The 17,091-nt window shown below is 53.2% G+C and carries 13 protein-coding genes; 5 read left to right on the top strand and 8 right to left on the bottom strand.

The annotated features are described in order from the left end of the window. Positions 1–378 precede the first annotated feature (378 nt). On the top strand, positions 379–1,197 hold the full coding sequence (locus Afil_RS00655) for a hypothetical protein (RefSeq protein ID WP_230266597.1): 819 nt from the start codon (positions 379–381) through the stop codon (positions 1,195–1,197). 639 nt (positions 1,198–1,836) lie between these two features. Here the strand turns inward: Afil_RS00655 and Afil_RS00650 are convergent. Continuing rightward, positions 1,837–2,337, bottom strand: coding sequence for a hypothetical protein (locus Afil_RS00650; protein ID WP_230266596.1), 501 nt, complete (start codon positions 2,335–2,337; stop codon positions 1,837–1,839). 467 nt (positions 2,338–2,804) lie between these two features. Here Afil_RS00650 and Afil_RS00645 point away from each other — a divergent pair, with 467 nt between their 5' ends. Both Afil_RS00645 and Afil_RS00640 read left to right on the top strand, forming a co-directional pair. Further along, the gene (locus Afil_RS00645) at positions 2,805–4,829 is read left to right on the top strand and encodes a BMP family ABC transporter substrate-binding protein (RefSeq protein WP_230266595.1); all 2,025 of its coding nucleotides are present in this window, start codon (positions 2,805–2,807) and stop codon (positions 4,827–4,829) included. After that, on the top strand, positions 4,826–5,446 hold the full coding sequence (locus Afil_RS00640) for a metallophosphoesterase family protein (protein WP_230266594.1): 621 nt from the start codon (positions 4,826–4,828) through the stop codon (positions 5,444–5,446). The genes Afil_RS00645 and Afil_RS00640 overlap by 4 nt, the downstream gene beginning before the upstream one ends. Before the next feature lie 229 nt (positions 5,447–5,675). Here the strand turns inward: Afil_RS00640 and Afil_RS00635 are convergent, their stop codons facing one another. Further along, a complete protein-coding gene (locus Afil_RS00635; RefSeq protein ID WP_230266593.1) occupies positions 5,676–7,376 on the bottom strand; it encodes an MFS transporter in 1,701 nt (566 codons plus the stop codon). Between the two features lie 284 nt (positions 7,377–7,660). On the opposite strand from Afil_RS00635, the gene Afil_RS00630 reads away from it, so the two are divergent. Continuing rightward, on the top strand, positions 7,661–8,752 hold the full coding sequence (locus Afil_RS00630; protein ID WP_230266592.1) for an FUSC family protein: 1,092 nt from the start codon (positions 7,661–7,663) through the stop codon (positions 8,750–8,752). A 198-nt stretch (positions 8,753–8,950) separates the two neighbouring features. On the opposite strand, the gene Afil_RS00625 is transcribed toward Afil_RS00630, so the two are convergent. The 3 genes from Afil_RS00625 to Afil_RS00615 form a co-directional block, all read right to left on the bottom strand. Next, positions 8,951–9,265 (bottom strand): AzlD domain-containing protein, encoded by a 315-nt coding sequence (locus Afil_RS00625; protein WP_230266591.1) that lies wholly within the window; start codon positions 9,263–9,265, stop codon positions 8,951–8,953. Then, entirely contained in the window at positions 9,262–9,942 is a 681-nt protein-coding gene (locus Afil_RS00620) for an AzlC family ABC transporter permease (RefSeq protein ID WP_230266590.1), read from the bottom strand. Before Afil_RS00620 ends, Afil_RS00625 begins: the two co-directional genes overlap by 4 nt. Before the next feature lie 255 nt (positions 9,943–10,197). Then, positions 10,198–10,728: a tetratricopeptide repeat protein gene (locus tag Afil_RS00615; RefSeq protein ID WP_230266589.1), complete on the bottom strand. Its 531-nt coding sequence runs from the start codon at positions 10,726–10,728 to the stop codon at positions 10,198–10,200. Positions 10,729–10,949: 221 nt separating this feature from the next. On the opposite strand from Afil_RS00615, the gene Afil_RS00610 reads away from it, so the two are divergent. Next, a complete protein-coding gene (locus Afil_RS00610; protein ID WP_230266588.1) occupies positions 10,950–11,456 on the top strand; it encodes an iron-sulfur cluster assembly accessory protein in 507 nt (168 codons plus the stop codon). A 150-nt stretch (positions 11,457–11,606) separates the two neighbouring features. Here the strand turns inward: Afil_RS00610 and Afil_RS00605 are convergent, their stop codons facing one another. From Afil_RS00605 to Afil_RS00595, 3 genes are all read right to left on the bottom strand, one after another. Next, positions 11,607–12,476 (bottom strand): UPF0158 family protein, encoded by an 870-nt coding sequence (locus tag Afil_RS00605; protein WP_230266587.1) that lies wholly within the window; start codon positions 12,474–12,476, stop codon positions 11,607–11,609. A 228-nt stretch (positions 12,477–12,704) separates the two neighbouring features. Next, a complete protein-coding gene (locus Afil_RS00600) occupies positions 12,705–16,007 on the bottom strand; it encodes a DEAD/DEAH box helicase (RefSeq protein ID WP_230266586.1) in 3,303 nt (1,100 codons plus the stop codon). Between the two features lie 95 nt (positions 16,008–16,102). Beyond that, the gene (locus tag Afil_RS00595) at positions 16,103–16,981 is read right to left on the bottom strand and encodes a DUF1848 domain-containing protein (RefSeq protein ID WP_230266585.1); all 879 of its coding nucleotides are present in this window, start codon (positions 16,979–16,981) and stop codon (positions 16,103–16,105) included. Between the last annotated feature and the right edge of the window lie 110 nt (positions 16,982–17,091).

Genomic DNA, 17,091 nt, shown 5'->3' with positions numbered 1-17,091 from the left:
GGATCGATAAATATAACCGCAGCTGTGAACAAAATAAACTCGAGAGCGCGCAGGATGCTGCTGTAAAAAATGCCGGTGAAGGGAAAAAGGCTTCTTAACAGAACGGAAAAATCCGTATTCAGAAACACTCCGCATCCTCTGAACCTTCAGAAGATGAAAAAAGAGACTGGAACTCCAGATGTCTGGTTACAGCGATCCCCAATCCACGAAATAAAAACAATTGAATAAAAAAGGAGAAAAGCAGAGCGAGAATCCCCGGAAATCGAAGGGATACTCCCTATGATGGGATGCGATCATGCAGATCCATACTGAGGAGTATCCGCGCAAAGCGTGAATCGTACATCTGGATTTCCATACTTGCCGCTGCAAAAAAAGAAAATGAAAAAATCCAAGCTGCTCTTCCTGTTCACTGCCGTTTCCATCGGGATGAGTTCTCTCACCCTGACAGGATGCGCTAAACCGAGCGGGAGTGAATCATCCAATGCGCCGGCGACCGCTCAAGGGAAGAAAGAAAAAACCGTATACGGGCATTTCAACAAGGACGGTTTGTATCGATTTGAATACGCAAATCGGGATATCGAAGACATTTTGAACACGGAGTTTTCCGAATACATCACCAGCGCCGATGGAAAAGTCAGAGTCATGAAGTCCGCTCTGGGAGATGAAACCTGCTATGTTTTAAACAAAAATCTCGTTGTCGAATTTTCGGATGATGCTTACCGTTCCCTCGACATCCATATCCGCTCAAGAAACGGAATCGATGACAGTTCTGAAACCACGGAGCTGGGCGGAAAGATTATGGGATCGCTGGTTTCCGCTTACGGAGGATATCCTTCCATGGATGAGCTGACGCAGGATACTTTCAACCGGTATGAGACGTACCTGGCCAATTTAAGCTCCGATAACGGAACAACCGCGTATGGCGCAAAAGCAAACGATGGACTGCTTATGACCATGCTGTACGAATACACTCCGTCCACCCTCTATGTAACCCTTGGCGTTAATGAAACCACGTTCAAAAACGATGAAGCCTTTTTAAAGGCAGAATCTCAGGTTGCAAAAAGCTACGGTATTGCCGAAGACGGCACGGTCGTTTATCCAGCTATCGATGCGCCCAGCGTTCAGCCTCTGTTTTTCCATGAGAATGGAGATATATCCGATCTGTGGGATGTCGTCGACGGGAAAGTCAGCGAGTAGCTGCCTGTTCAGCCGCTGCGGCAGAAACGAATGAATAGTTTTCAGATTTCAGACCAGAGGAAAACCGTTCCGTTTTAAACGAGCGATCTCTGGTTTTCTTTTTATGCGGCGGACTGGATGATGTCTTTCCATTTTTCGGCGTCTTGTGGTGACGGGCTCTTAGAGCCGTCTGTCCGGAAAACGGAATTCCTGTCCAAAGGCTTCTTTCCTGCGTCATCGTTTTCGAAACTCAGAGTTTCTGAAGATACCTGGAATGGCTCGCTTTTATCGATGTATAAAAAAAATGGAGCCCGAAGGCTCCACGTTCACTTTTTTTATGCAGGCAGAGAACAGCCTGTTTTACAAGGACGGTATGTATGGTTTGGAACATCAGAAGGTATTAGAGTTGAAAATTATAGAACACATCGATCGAACAAAAGCAATTATGGTCACGTCTCGCCCTTATAAACACCGTACCCTGCACCGCGTCCCCCAACGCAGACCCAAAGTACACTGAAAGTATAAGAAAATGCGGGTTTTAAGTCAATGTTTTATTATAAGCGCTTTCAACTTTCTGGTAGTTTATTTTACCTTTTTAGATTGAAAGCCCTTTATAAACTGACTAAAACCCGCTATTTTATTTCTTCTTATTGATTTTTATCAGAAACTGTGGACAGTCGTTGTGATGCTCGCGTTCGGTTCATAATTGAATGCCGGCTCGCGGCGCTCTTCGTAAACGTCCAGCGAAGGAGTCCGGTAAGTTTCCCGCGTAATCGTCACTTCGCGCTGTCCGGTAAATTCGATGTGAACTGCCTTCGTATACGTGGCCTGCTCCGTCGAGGTCAGCACGTTTTCACTGGTCACCTCAATCGAAGCGATAATTTCCCCGCCAAACTCAGACAGTTCGATGGTGTCGCCGTTCACATACTCTGGAATTTTATTAATCATTCTCACCCTCATCTGCGGATAGCCCTCCGGCGTTTCCACAGCCCTTTGTGTTCGGTAGCAGGAGTCAATCAGGACTCCCCGGTTGCGTGACAGAACCAGCACGATTTCAACCGGCTTGGTCAGCGAATCCTTCGGCGTCGGCATGATGATGCGCTCCGCCTTACGGCCGATCAGCTTCCCAAGCAGATCCATTTCCTCTCGTGAAAGATTCATGGTTTCCAACCTCTTTTCTTTTTAGATTTTCAAGTGTTCCCGTATCGGGCAGGCCGCGCGAAATTGTTCTGGTTTTGACCCTTTCAGCCTATTGGATTTGGATGAATAAAAAATGAAACGCGATGCGATTGTCTGGCTTTTTTGATGGTCAAAGCGTGCGCGGAAAATGGACCGGCAGTTTCCGGTACTAAAAATGGTCGGACAGGAAGCGTTGGGCTGATCTCGTCATGTGCAGCCGCCGGCTTCTATCCTTCTTTGCACCCCTTATTTTAGAAGGTTTGCCCTGGAATATGAACAAGGCGTCCAGAGTGGATGCTTGTCTGTCCCCTTTGGTCAGATTCCTAGTCCTAAAGTCCATAATCGGGACCCGCCTGTTCTGGAAGGGATATCGACCGGCAGAAGTTTCGCTCAGGCGTCCGCTTCGGGCGGCCGGAAAAAACACGGTACGATTTAAACGAGGTGATTTTATGTCCGCTGCATCCGAAGCCTATGCCCGCACCCGCAAGTCTGCGCTGGCCGAAACCGCCCGGCGCGAAGAAGCCGGTCTGGATCCGACGCTGCCCGTACTCGATCCGTATCTCAAAAATTTCCAGGTCGTCTCGCGCCAGGTACTGCACGAGCACGAAATTCAGGTCAGCCATATCGTCGGTACCGTCCATGCCAGCCGTACCGAAGCGTTCGCGTTTAATTTCATGCCGCTTCTGGCAGAAAACAGCGAATTTGCGGCGAAGTGGATGAATCTGTATACGAGCGCCATGGAAGAAGGCCTTCGCGATCCCATTACGGTTTACGAAGTGTACGGCCGCTTTTTTGTCGAAGAAGGCAACAAGCGCGTTTCCGTCACAAAAGCCCTGGGCAATCCGCTGATCCGGGCGCGCATTACCGAGCTGATTCTCGATCCCAAAGGGATGGAAGACGGCGACCTGTATGAGGCGTATCTTCAGTTTCGAAAACTGACCGGGATTTCCACGCTGCTCATGAGCCGCAAGCGCAACTATCGAAAGCTGCTCAAGCTGCTCGATGTCAGCGAGTCCCACCCGCTTTCCGCTCAGCGCCGGGACGATCTGCTTGCCCTGTACGCGCAGTTTGAAGGTATTTTTGTTCAACGGGCTCCTGAGCGGACCAAAGCGACCGCCTCGGATGCCTTCCTGCTCTTTCTCGAAGTATTTGGAAGCGACGTCTCCCGCGTTCAGACGCACGCGGAAATGGAAAAGGAATTTGACGTACTGCTTCCCGCCATCGAGTTATATCCGCACGGCCTGAAAGCCGCCCTGCTCACCGCCAGCGATGTATCGGAGCGAAAGCCGATTCTTTCCTTTTTAAGCGAGCCGGTCAAAGCCGCGCTCATTCAGCCCGGCGATCCGCAAAACAGCGTCTGGGCCAGAGCCCACGAAGAAGCCTTTGAAAAAATGGCGCGAACGCTGGGCGACAAAGTCATCATCCGCATATGGAACGACGTCAATACGGCTTATGAAATCGAAGACGCGCTGAGCGAAGCGGTCAGCTGGGGTGCGAACGTCGTCTTTACGAGCCATCCGATTGAACTTCCGGAAACCAACGCGTTTGCGGCCCGCTATCCCCAGATCAAGTTCCTGAACTGCTCGCTCAATCCGGAAAACACAGCCGTTCGGTCGTACTACACCCGCGGCTATGAAATCCAGTACTTGCAAGGAATGGCCGCCGGCGCCCTTTCCACATACGGCCGTCTGGGCTACATTGCCGACTACCCGATTTTCGGCGCCATCGCCGACATCAACGCCTTCGCGCTCGGAGCCAGAGCGGTGCGCAGCGATGCAAAAGTGTATCTCGACTGGTCCACCACCCATTCGGCGACCAACCGGGAATTTCCGATGGATATCGACCTGATCTTCATCGGCGGTCAGGATTTCGATCTGCGCAGCCGCTCCGGCCGTCAGTTTGGCCTGTTCGACGTGCGCAGCGGCCAGTTCTGCAAAATTTCTTCAGTCGCTCAGAAGTGGGACGTCTTTTACACCCGCATCATTTATTCCATTCTCAACCGCACGTACCGCAGCGACGAGATTCATCACAACACCCCGTCCATCAACTACTGGCTCGGCCTTTCCAACGGCCTGATGGACATTCAGTTTTCCGATCATCTGCCTCTGCAGACGCGAAGACTGATCAGCCAGATCCGCGACGATATTGCCGATCAGCGCTTCTTCGTCTTTGAAGATCTCGCCTGCGTGCCCTCCGAGCGCGATCGCCTCCAGTCGCTAAGCATGGAAGAAATCGCGCATATGGACTGGTTTGTGGACGGCGTTATCGGCTATCTGCCCGATGAAGACAATCTGATGCCCGAAGCCGAAAAGCTCGTCACCCTGCACGGCCTGGATCTGGAGGAAGCCGACAGTTCTGAAAGCAAGGCGCAGGCCCATCCGGAAGCGGCTGAAAACAGAGAGGATGTCCAGAATCCGGATCGTTCGAACGACGCCAGGAAGAGCTCCCTTCAGGAAAGCCCGGATCGCTCATGAAATCCGCCAAGATTCTTCTGCTTTCCGATGAAGTCGTTCCCCAGTATTTCCGCCTGTGGACGCCGAAAACGTTTGAGGGAATCGATCTGATCATTTCCTGCGGTGATCTGCCCGCCAGCTACCTTGAATTCATCGCCGACCGCTTTGACGGCTATGTTCTTTACGTGCCAGGCAACCACGATCTCGGCTACGCCTCCCATCCGCCTTTAGGCTGCGTGGATATTGACGAGAAAATCTTTGTCTGGAAAGGCCTGCGCATTTTAGGCCTTGGCGGATCGATGTTTTACAACGGCGGCCCGCATCAGTATTCCAATAAGGAAATGGACCGGCGTATCCGCAAGCTCTGGCCGCTCTTCTGGAAACATGGCGGATTTGATATTCTCGTCACCCACGCCCCGGCTGCCGGCCATTACGACGGCAAGGATCCGTGTCATACCGGCTTTGAAGGCTTTGGCCGGCTGATCGAACGCTACCATCCGCAGTTTTTCTTTCACGGCCACATCCATCTCAATTACGGCGACTATCCCCGCCGCTATGTGATCGATCAGACTGCGGTCATCAACGCCTATGAAAGCTGCATCGTCACCGTTCCTCTTCCCGAAGAGGGCGAGAAATAATACGCAAAATAACAAAGCGATCCGCATGTCCGGGCAAACGTATCCCGGAAGCGGATCGCTTTTCCTCTGCCGAAGGGGTTTACCTCGCGTAACCCGAACTGCAGAAATTGAAAACGCCCTGGCTTTGCGGCAAGCCAGGGCGTTGTTGTTTTTTCTAAAACGTTTTGCTTGGTAAAGAAGAACGAAAAGTCGCTTCGTCTTCGCTTACCCCACTAAAAACGGAGAAATCTTAGTCTTTCTTTTCGTCTTCGGATCTGGAAGCGTCAGCAGGCGCTGCGTTTTCCTCTGTAGCGGGATCCGAAGCGTTTTCGTCTGCCGGTTTGGCGGACGGTTTGGATTTTTCCTCGTCTTCCGTATGCGAATGTTCGTCCGGCGCTGCGCCTTCGTGTTCCACGTATTCGGCATCGACCGGTTCGTTTTCTTTGGCGTCGGCCGGTTCTTCAAACGGGTTCACTTCAGCAGCTTCTTTCGCTTCGTGCTCGGCTTCGAGGGCGTTTTCTTTTTCCGTTTCCTTTTCGGACGGTACGACAATGGAAGAAGCCACGACATGCGCGCGCATGGCGGATGGCGTATCCTGACGCTTCATTTCTTCGTCATACGCTTTCTGTTCTTCTTCCTTGCGGCGGCGTTCCTGCGCTTTGCGGGAACGTTCGCTGCGGTATTTGTTTTCCCAGTCACGCAGCTTCAGAACGAGCGAGCGGGTTGTCGCATTGGTGACCAGATCGTCGTTTTTCGCGCTGCGGATGAGCAGCCAGAGCAGGAAGAGAATCAGGACTTCCGCTGCAATGGCCAGAACGTACATCCATACGTAGCTGTGCAGGCCGTCATACATGTAGCCGATCACCATGATCGACAGAGCCGTCGTCATCGTCGAAAGGCAGTTGAGCACGGCGTAAAACGCGGAGAAGTGACGGCGTGCCGCATTGGCGGAAACGAGCAGCGGCAGAGAAAGTTCACTTAACGCAAAGACGCTTCCAAGGAAGAACGCCAGCCAGGACAGGGCGTCGCTTGCGCCGCTGAGAATGCAGATCAGAATGCCGATCGAAGCGATCAGCGAGCAGAGATCGAGAATGGCGATCGTCCATACCGGCTGCAGACGGTTGGACAGCCAGCCGCCGACCAGCTTGAAAACGAGGTTTCCAAGCATCGCATACGTCAGCATCGATGCCCCCAGCAAAGTGGTGCGGCCAATGGAGGCGGCCAGCGAAGAGAAGTGCATCGGCAGACCGATCAGAATGGCGGACAGAATCGCGATCAGCGCGAATGTCCACAAAACCGAGTTGGACAGCTTGCGCGCATCCGGTTCTGCGGGAATGCCTTGTTCATGTCCATACGGCTGCATGCCCGCCTGCGCCGGCGTCAGATCAATTTTCCAGAGCAGCGCCGGAAGCATAAGCACCAGAATGAGGACAGCTTCCAGAACGAAGCCCATGCGCCAGCCAAACATGGAAATGGAAAAGCTGAACACGGAAGAAAACAGCGCCGCCACGAGTGCCGATCCCGCCAGCGCGATCGATGTCGCTCCGGCGCGATGCTTCACAAACCAGTTCTGGACGATCGTACTTGCCGGAACCATGCCGATCAGCGCGGCGCCGATTCCGGTAATGGCGCTGAAAATGTAAACCCAGGCCACGTTCACGGAAAAGGCAATCATCAGAACCGATCCGGCACAAAGCGCGGTACCGATCAAAAGCAGGTCCAGAAGCCGCAGCTTGCGCAGCAGAAACGGGACGGCCAGGGCGCTGAGCGCCATGAATACGAGCATCCAGGTCGTCGAGGCCGAAGCCTGACCCAGGGAAATGCCCAGGCCGCCGGAAAGCGGGCTGTAAAACGCACCGGCGGAATAAAAGCACAGACCGATGCTCGCACCGACCATCAGACACGTGCTGATCAGTACTTTCAAATATGCTAGGTGGTCTTTTTTTACCATAAATAAAAGCTCCTTTTGTTTCCTCCATTATACGGGGAGGGCTGTCGATTGGAATGACCAAGCCCGATTTGACCCGTTTCCACTCGCCCCCTTTTACGCCGTCCATTCTCGTTCGGGTATCCCTTTTCGATTTTTATTACCGTGGTTTTACAATGAAACGGAACGATGAACGTATCGAGAATGTACATTCTTTTCATACCGATTCCATACCTTTGTATTCAACGTGTATTCAATGGCTGCCTTCTGGAACGTTCTCGATGCCCTTTTGAGAAAAGGAGGCTTCCATGACCTTTTATCAGATGATTCAATATAATCCGGCCGCGATCCGCGCCATGATCGCGAAAACGGACGCGCCCGAAGAGAAGCGCCGATGGCGTCTGGCTATGTTTGTCCGTTCGCTTCTGATCGTTGTCTTTGCGATCGCCTTTATCGGTCTTATGACGGCACTCTTCGGTTCGGCCAACAGTTCCATGGCGGTCTCCATTTTCTGCATTTTACTGGCGAGCCGGTTTGTCGGCTTCGGCTACCGGATCAAGGATTCCCTGTTTGCGATGTTTGTCGCGTTCGCCCTGCTTTTTGGCGCGCCGATTCTCGCTTCGCTCCGCCCCAGTCCTCTGCTGACGTTTGTCATTCATTTTTGCGCCCTGCTTCTGATCATCGCCCTGACGTGCGAAAATCCGTCGCTTGGAAACGGCGGCCTGTATTCCTTTGCCTACATTTTTCTTTGCGGCAATCCGGTGTATGGACAAGATCTGATCGGCCGTCTGGAAATGACGGTTGTGGGCTATGTCCTTTGTGCAATCGTGCTGTGGCGCAATCATCGAAACGCCAATCCGGACCGGACGCTTGGCATGGTCTTTCATGAATTCACTTTGTACAACTACAAGTGCCAGTGGCAGCTGCGTCTGACGCTGGGTGTCAGCCTGCTTCTGACAATCTTTTCGCTCTTTGTCGTTCCGCGCTACATGTGGGCCGGCTTTGCGTGCGGCTCCCTGCTTTCGGATGCGCAGATTGAAAACCGCATTCACGAAAAGAAGCGCGACCGGATTCTTGGCGTCATCGCCGGTTCCCTGCTGTTTTATGTCGTCTATAAAATTCTTCCGCCCCAGCTGTATCCGCTGCTCGGTCCGGTCGGCGGTCTGTGTCTGGGCCTGTGTTCAGAATACCGGCACAAGACGATGCTCAACTGCTTTGGTGCCCTGTCGCTGGCGGCCGGACTGTACGGTCTGAAAGACGCGGTCATTCTGCGCATTGGACTGACGATTGCCGGCGTTCTGTTCGCGATGCTGTTTTACTGGCTGTATGACCGCTTCATCATGGTCCATTTCCTTCCCGAGACGCAGAAGCGCACCATGAACCGGGCGCAAAACCAGTAAGAACTTCAAAATATTCTCCAGAACAGCCCAGAACAAAACACATAAAGGCGAAGGACCTTACGCCAGATGCCTCTTCCCACAGGGAAGAAGCCGCGTAAGCCTTCGCCTTTTCTGTCTCAATTTCGATCGCTTTTCAGCATCCATTTCTGCAGGCGATTCCATCCAGATCCGGCAGTCTGGATCTCTCCAGCTGAATTATTAAAGACCGGGAACGAGTCCCGCAATCCAGGCTGCGCCCGCTGCGGCGCAGGCCACCTGAAGCAGGCTGCCGCCAAACCAGGCGCTGATGACTGCGGCCAGTACACCGATCGAGCAGACGGCAGTCGAAAGCGAACCCGCAAAAACGCCGGGAAAGGTCATCGCCGAAAGGACGGCGTACGGTACGTAGTAGAGAAAGGACTGAAAGAAGCGCGATCGAATCGGCCTGGAAAACAGGGCCATCGGAATCATGCGAATGACATACGTCACCAGTGCCATGACCGCGATGCCGGTATACATCTCGGCCGTTCTCATTGCGGTTCGTCCTCCTTCCTTGGAAATTTCCAGGCACAGAATGCGGAAGCCAGAACGGTCACAATTACGATCACATAGCCGTTGGACAGTTCTTTCAGACCTGGCGTCCAGGCAAACAGACAGCTGAGCGCAATGGAAAGCAGGACACAGATCGCCACGGCTTTTTCCCTGCGGGCCGCCGGTACAAAAATGGCGATAAACATGCCATACATGGCCAGTCCCAGCGCGTTGACCAGATTTTGAGGGAGCAGACTGCTCGCCAGTCCGCCGGCAATCGTTCCCGCGGTCCAGCCAATGACCGGCAAGACGACCAGCCCCATGAACCAGACAAAGGACAGCTTTCCTTTTTTGGAAACGGCCGCCGCGTAAATTTCATCGGTAATCCCGTACGCCATGAGCAGACGCTTGCCAAGAGGCACCGATCCGCCGCATTTTTGCGCCAGCGAAATCGCCATCAGAAAGTAGCGCGCGTTAATGATCAGCTCGGTGAGAATGAGCTCAAAAAGGCTGGCGCCCGCGCAGATCAGCGTCGTTCCCGCAAACTGTCCGGCGCTCGTCAGATTGATCAGCGAAGTGATCGCCGCCTCGGTTACAGTCATGCCCTGTATAATGGCTGCCATGCCGTAGGCGCAGCTGACGGCGAAGTAGCCAAGTGCAATGGGAATCGAAGTTTTCATACCGTCCAGAAAAAGACGGCGCGATTCATTTTCGTTCATGGTTTGAAGTATAGCACCAGAAAAGAGTCGTCCGAACCGTCCCTTTTTCTCGTCTGCACCTTCGTCTGCGGATTGTATGGAACCATCGTTCTGAACGCGCTCTCAACAACATTCAATCCCCTTATGTCGGCGCCTTTTTCCCAAAACAAAAGCCGAAAAGCCGACTTAAAAATCAAGTCTCGCTTTTCGGGGGTTCAGACGGTATTCACTGCTTTTTCAGTTGAGCGCGCCACTGACGGCCTGCATGTCTTCGAGCATGCGTGCGGCCAGCCGGCTTTTGGCCTTTGCGGCTTTTTCCATCCAGTAGCGGGCAAGATACTTGTTGCGGCTTACCCATTTTCCGAGATAAAAACATTTTCCCAGAACAATCTGTGCATCCGGACATCCGCCGTTCGCGGCCTGATAGAGATAATCAAGCCCGAGCTCCAGATCAATGACCGTATGGCTGATTCCGTGAATGTTTCCCAGGTAGTACATCGCCAGGACATTCATGGCGTCGGTATTGCGGTTAAAAGCGGCCAGCTTCAAAAACTGTACGCCGTGCGCAATTTCGCCGACTTTCATCGAATACACGCCTTCGAGAAACTGGGCTCTCGGCTCATCGTAATCGAGAGCGAGATCCAGCCACTTTCTGGCGGTTTTTTCATCCCGGGTGTTGTTGGAATACTCCTGGTACAAGGCCAGACAGGCTTTTCCGTCCCCGGTGCGCGCCTGTGCTTCAAGCTGTCTGAGGGTGATCAGTTTCATATAGATTACCTCGCACCTTCATCTTAACCGTCCAGACCCCCTTCTGAACCCCATTTGCCTGTATTTCCCCTTATTTCGTAAGAATATTCCACATTCCCATAATAATATTTCTTGACACTCATTCTGTTTTATGACTTATAAACATTTCAAACAGACAGGGCTAAACCGAGCGCCTGAACCGAAACTCTTTTAAAATAGAGGAGAAATGGAGGCAGAAACATATGTTAACAATTACAGATGCAGCCGCTAACGTGCTGAAACCCATGCTGGAAGAAAACCATGCAGACGGACTGATGGCTACCCTTCATCAGACCTGCTGCTCCGCAGCACCCGTTTTCCAGATGGTTCGCTACGAAGAAGGCGACAAGCCGGTGGAAATCAACGGCATCAAAGTGCTGATGGATGAAGATACCGCCAAATACTGCGATGACGCTTTTGTCGATCTGCAGAACGGCGAACTGATGGTATTCGCGCCAGCCGAAGGCGGCGGATGCGGATGCGGCGGCCATCACGACCACGAAGGCGGATGCTGCCACGGTGACGATCACGACCATGAAGGCGGATGCTGCCACGGCGACGATCATGACCACGAAGGCGGATGCTGCCACGGCGACGATCATGACCACGAAGGCGGATGCTGCCACGGCGACGATCATGACCACGAAGGCGGATGCTGCCACGGCGACGATCATGACCACGAAGGCGGATGCTGCAACTCTCACGAATAATCCCAGACCGAAGATTCCTATGCAAAACCGGGCCTGAAAAATCCGGCTCGAAGATCGAATCGAAATTTTTGAAACGATAAACGCCGCAGGCGGAAACAGCAGTTTCCGCCTGCGGCGTTTTATTTTTATGGATCGTTAAAAATCTCGTTTCTATTTCAGTTTCAGAACGGCTTTGCGAACATCGTCTTCGGGCTTAAAGCCAAAGGATTCAACGAGTTCTGCATCCAGTCCATAGGAGCGGACAACCGGCAGCTTGCGGCGTTTTGCCTCTTCGAGCAGACGGGAAAGAATTTCCTTTTCGTAGCCGTTTCCCTTTACTTCTTCATCGCACCAGAAGTTGCACAGATAGCCATTGCGGCCATCGGGCAGTTCGGGTGTTGGCGGCGTGAAGACCCAGGCGATGGCGCCGCACGCGACGATACGGTTTTTCCACCAGGCGAAAATTTCATACAACGCGCCGTTTCGCATCTGCGCTGCAAAGTAGCGGTCGAGTTCGAAATCGAACGAATCGTCCTCCGGCGCAAGACCGAGTTCTTTCTTGCGCAGTTCAACCATCGTTTTCACATCGCTGCGCACCGCACGGCGATAGACAATTTTCGGGACTTCTTCAAAAGCGACTTCGTTGTCGCGGCACCAGTTGCGTGCAAATTCCATGTAGCGGTCGTCTTCGTATTCATACCAGTCGTTGAGCAGGTTGAAACTGTTCAGCGCGTTGCGAAAACGCTGGAAAATGCCTTTGCGGTTGCCTAAAGCGGTCGTCAGCGCGTCCTTGGCCTGACCGTCCGGGAGTGTCCACGTAAATTCACGCATCATGCGGATGTCGCCCGCATCGCGGGATGTCGGGATCAGCAAAATGGAATCGTAGACTTTGTCGAGTTCATCATCGATGTCGTTGAGCTCTCTTACGGAAAGACGATCATCACGCATGATGATTTCTCCCGTACGGGTATTGAGATAATACTCAACCGAATTGCTTCCGCCCTGAATGGCATCCACAATATCGTCAAGATCAATAACCATTAGTTTTATTTCCTCCACTTAATCTGTCCAGGGCTCTTATGAACACGGTTTTCTCTTTGCTTGCCTGCGTGCTCGGACTCTGGACAGGACGCTTTCATTATACCAAGCGGGTACGCTCAAGAAAAAGAAGGGAAGACAAAGGTCACGCCGTCAAAATCGACCGGCAAACGTGCCTTTCGTACTTCCCTTCTGTTGCGTTTTCGTATTTGGAGCGCCTGCTTTTTACGCTCAGGACTGGGAAGCCTGAGCATGCTGGAGACTGAGCTGCCGGATTTCTTCGCGGCGTCTGGCTTCGAGCAGCTCGTTGGCATCCTTTCTCGACACCATCCGCACAATGCCGGAAGAGGCCGCCTGCGAAGAAAACACGTTGCCGTACCAGACAATTTCCTGATCCACGATCAGACAGCACGCGACGATGCGGTCGTGAAAATGAACATGGAAACCCGCATTGCGCATGCGGCGTACCTGTTCATCGGAGGCGTTTTCGACAAAAAGATCAAAGCGAACGCCTTCGAGCGCTTTCTGACCGGCCACATCGATCAGCGTCTGCAGCTGCTCATCCTCAAAGGCGCGCATACAGAGCGCCACCCGTTTTTTCGCCTGGCGGATATCGCGCACACAGGCTGAAATGTAGTCTTCTGTCCGGTACACCTTTCCCGAAGACGTGCCTTTTCGCTCATCGAGTACTTCGCCGATCTGATAGCCCTGATTGACGTACTCTTTCAGTCTTGCCTGATACATGCTTTCCAGCATGCGGTTCTGCACGTCGGCATAGTCGTAGACGATGGCAATCTGCTTGTTTCGCGTCTGGCGGTGAATTCGACCGATCGACTGTGAAATGGTGATCTGCGAACGAATCGGCAGCGCAAGCATGAGTGTATCGAGCAGCGGAAAGTCAAAGCCTTCACTGATGCTCGCATACGTGCCGATCAGCACGACTTTCTTATCTTTTCGTACTTTGGGATCTTCGAGTTCGCGCAGGCGTCTTGTATTTTCCTGCTTGCGTTTGGGATCACCCGCGTAGACGAACAGTTCGGTATCGTCTCCGGGGGCCAGCAGACGAGCGAGCGTATGGGCATGTTCAATAAAGCGCGTCAGCACCAGAACGGTTCGCCCGTTATCGAGCGCTTCGCGGATATCCTGCACGATCATTTCATTGCGCAGCGGATGCGAAGCCGCTTCCTGCACCAGACGGGTAAAGTCATTGTTTTCCGCGTCGCTTCCCGCAAAGGGTGTCAAGCGCGGACAGATCAGACGGTGGAACGTCTGACTGGCCATCTGATCTTTCGAACTGAACGAAGCCGCGATTTCACCCAGTTGCCAGAACATGCTTGTCGAAAGGCCGTCAGTCCGCTTTGGCGTCGCGCTCAGACCGTATACGCGTTTGGCCTGCAGCGCGTCGAGTACTTTCTGATAGGACGGCGAGCCGGCATGATGGCATTCATCCACAAAGACGACGCCATAGCCGGAAAGCAGTTCTTCGAGATTTTCCTTCTGGACCAGCGAAGGCACCATGGCCACATCCACGCGCCCAGAAAGCGAACGCGTAGCGCCCTGCAGCACCCCGATTTTTCCTGGATAGTTTTTCGAAGGCGCCTTCCAGTTTTCCCATTCCGGACTGGAAAAATGCAGGAAGCGGTTCAGCGAACTGACCCAGCCCTGCAAGATTTCCTTGGAATTGACCAGAATCAGCGTGCTTCTCGAAATCTGCGCGATCAGCGCTGCGCCGATGACCGTTTTTCCGGTCCCCGTTGCCGCTTCCAGAATGCCGCTCCCTTTCTGATACAGAGCGGAAGCCAGCGACACCTGTTCCGGACGAAGTTCGCCGTTAAATTCCATCGGAACCGACTGCCCTTCGCTTTCCCAGTCCTGCAGATCCACTGTCGCTCCAGCCTGAGAAAGCCGATAAAGAAGCGGCGCTTTTAAATGACGGGGCAGCGAAATCCAGCGCGTGCCCAGTCCCGTATTGTTTTTGTTTTCAGTATTTTCAGAATCGGCATTTTGTGAACCGGATTGCGGTCCATGCGCTTCGCGTCTAGCCAGCGAAACGATGCGCGGTCCGGTCGCAAACTTGTTTTTCTGCGAGCGATACGCCGGATTCCAGTAGCTGCCCATCGCCAGAATCTGATTTTGTACAGAAGCGGGCAGCGCATCCGCGCACACCCAGATCCGTCCTTTTTCGATCACTTCGATCACGCCGGATTCCTGCAAAGGCGCAAATACAAACGGATCGTCGTCCGCGGCGATCAGGCGCATGGACTCCATCGTGTCCGGCTCGCTTTTCGGATCGCCCGCAAACAGTTCTTCCCGCTTGCGCGAGGTGCATTCGCGAATCTGCGCCTCCATCTGGGCCGGTTCCACACGGGTAATCGACTGTATCTGCGCAAACGGATCGGCAATTTCTTCGCCTTTTTCATCGATCAGAATGGAATACCGATCGGCGTCTCTTCCCTGTTTTCGCAGCGCTTCATCGAGCCAGCCAAACAGCGGAAGCGGCAACGCCATTCCCCGCTCCTTGGGCTGTTCCTTGACAAAAATACGCGGGAACGTCTGATCGAGAAAGCGCAGATCCCTGAGCTCACCTTTGGCAAACCCGTTGATCAGAAACGCGCGCAAAAAGCGGGAAACCCGGGAGGCGTCCACCGGCATCGCGAGTAAAAACCAGATGCGCCACGACAAAACACCGTCTTCCTTGCGTTCTTCGCAAAGAACATCGAGTCCAATCGCTTTAGCTGCCCTCTGAACTTCAAGCGCAGCCTTCTGCCCCTGGCCGCTTTCGATCGTGATACAGGCGTAGGCAATGTGACCATCCTGGCTTAACGGCGAAAGCCCGATTTCACTTTGTCCGTGAAGATGATTGAGCACTTCTCTTCGTCCAAGCGAAATAGCGGGCCGAACGGTACAGGTTTTGCATTCCGGCTTGGCGTTTTTCTGAAAGTACGGGCAGCCCGGCCGCAGACGGATCGGACAGGGCTGATAAAAGAAGCCTTTCTGGGAACGGACAAAATACGTTTCTCCATTGGAAGGAAACGCGATGCCAAGCAGATCCGCATACGCCAGCGGATTTTTCGGTGAAGCGGAAGGGGAAGAAACGGAAGGTTTTCCTCGTTTTACGGGCGATTCGACCGGCTCATCGGATCTGGAAGCAGCCGTCTCCGACTGTGTCTGCGAATCGGACGGCTTTGAAAATTCCGCCCGGGGCTGAAAAGCAGCCCGTTTGTGCTCAACAGCCTGTTCATTGTGGACCGGCGGCTGCGGTTCACGCTGGGCGAAAAACGCTTCTTCCGATTGTGGTTTTGGGGAAACTGGCCGCGTCGGATGCGTTTGAGGCGGTTCCGGAGCGGCGGCTCGCCGCGTACGCTCCGGCGTTCTGGAAGAAACAGCAGCTGCATCCTTGCGGCGTTTTGTTCTCTGGTCAATCTCAAGCTGCAGGTCGGCGGCAATCTGAGAAGGCAGATGATGGTCTTCTAACAGTTTCTGAAGACGTTCGAGTTCGTCGAGTGCCTGTTCAAAAAGTGGGCTGGATGACATGCTTCTCTCCTTTCCGCCGGTCTGGCTAAGGATCGACCGGAATCGGATTTCGAAAATCCGATTTGGATTCGATCTGGTTTAATTTTACGTGCAGTTTATCGTTTGCGGCGAATGATTTCATCGTCGGCTTCCAGATGTCCCACCAGCATCGTCGAACTGGGATCATGAAGACGCCGGTTTTGGGCGATCTGCTTTTCATCAAAGTTGGCATAGCAGTAGCGGCAAAGGTGCGCACACGTGTTGTAGACGCCAAGATCCGCCATTTCGACGCAGCCGCAGTCGCGCGCTTTCCACTTTCGAAACTTGCGGCCGGTCCAGGCCAGCGCGAGTTCCATAGGAAAGCAGGCGCCGGAAGGCACGCCGAACGGGGCTAGAATCTGCTTTTCGTTGCAGGTGAAAACGGGAATGCCATGATCCGCAGCGCATTTTGCGAACGCTTCGCCAATAGCTTTTAATTCGGCTTCACTCGGTTCGTGCGCATTCAGTTCGCCGGCATGACGGCGGACGTTTTTGTAGTCGTCGAGAAAGGAAATGGAAATCGTCTCCACCGCGCCTTCGAGCAGAGAACAGAGCCGCTCAAAAGCCCGAATGTGATAGTCCACCGTATACGTTGGATTCAGCAAAATCGGATCGTAGCGAACCGACACATGATCCTTTCCCAGCTTTTCGCCCATGAAGCGGACCGCTTCAATAATTTTCGTTTTATCGGGTACCGCCGGTTCCAGATCCTTTTTATACGGCGTAATCGTCACATCCATTAAGATCGGCTGCTTGAACCGGTCCAGATACGGAATAAGCGGCAGCGGATTTTTCGTACAGAACATCCAGGCATCCGCGTCTTCAAAGTAAATGCGCGAAACCCGTTTGGGATAAAACGGATTGCGCACGTCCACAAAGCCCTCCTCCAGGCGGTTGAGCAGCCAGGGCGTGTAAAACGCGGGAATATCGGTTCGGCAGCTTGCGGAAACAATCATGACATCCTCCTTTCTTTTTCCTTTTTCCGGATGACAAATTCCAATTCAGGATGGCGAATCTGAAAAGCCACATTCGAGTCCGCTTTGAAACGGCGCGTTTGCGGATCTGC

This window comes from Allobaculum fili, from assembly GCF_020969955.1.
GTDB classification, from domain to species: domain Bacteria; phylum Bacillota_I; class Bacilli_A; order Erysipelotrichales; family Erysipelotrichaceae; genus Allobaculum; species Allobaculum fili.
The sequence above is the reverse complement of the archived record's forward strand: the minus strand, read 5'-3'. Positions and strand labels throughout refer to the sequence as shown.

Coding starts and splice junctions, on each gene's coding strand:
- Afil_RS00620 (WP_230266590.1), bottom strand. CDS start 9,942: ATGAAAACTTCGATTCCCATTGCACTTGGCTACTTCGCCGTCAGCTGC.
- Afil_RS00640 (WP_230266594.1), top strand. CDS start 4,826: ATGAAATCCGCCAAGATTCTTCTGCTTTCCGATGAAGTCGTTCCCCAG.
- Afil_RS00605 (WP_230266587.1), bottom strand. CDS start 12,476: ATGGTTATTGATCTTGACGATATTGTGGATGCCATTCAGGGCGGAAGC.
- Afil_RS00610 (WP_230266588.1), top strand. CDS start 10,950: ATGTTAACAATTACAGATGCAGCCGCTAACGTGCTGAAACCCATGCTG.
- Afil_RS00615 (WP_230266589.1), bottom strand. CDS start 10,728: ATGAAACTGATCACCCTCAGACAGCTTGAAGCACAGGCGCGCACCGGG.
- Afil_RS00655 (WP_230266597.1), top strand. CDS start 379: ATGAAAAAATCCAAGCTGCTCTTCCTGTTCACTGCCGTTTCCATCGGG.
- Afil_RS00645 (WP_230266595.1), top strand. CDS start 2,805: ATGTCCGCTGCATCCGAAGCCTATGCCCGCACCCGCAAGTCTGCGCTG.
- Afil_RS00600 (WP_230266586.1), bottom strand. CDS start 16,007: ATGTCATCCAGCCCACTTTTTGAACAGGCACTCGACGAACTCGAACGT.
- Afil_RS00625 (WP_230266591.1), bottom strand. CDS start 9,265: ATGAGAACGGCCGAGATGTATACCGGCATCGCGGTCATGGCACTGGTG.
- Afil_RS00650 (WP_230266596.1), bottom strand. CDS start 2,337: ATGAATCTTTCACGAGAGGAAATGGATCTGCTTGGGAAGCTGATCGGC.
- Afil_RS00595 (WP_230266585.1), bottom strand. CDS start 16,981: ATGATTGTTTCCGCAAGCTGCCGAACCGATATTCCCGCGTTTTACACG.
- Afil_RS00630 (WP_230266592.1), top strand. CDS start 7,661: ATGACCTTTTATCAGATGATTCAATATAATCCGGCCGCGATCCGCGCC.
- Afil_RS00635 (WP_230266593.1), bottom strand. CDS start 7,376: ATGGTAAAAAAAGACCACCTAGCATATTTGAAAGTACTGATCAGCACG.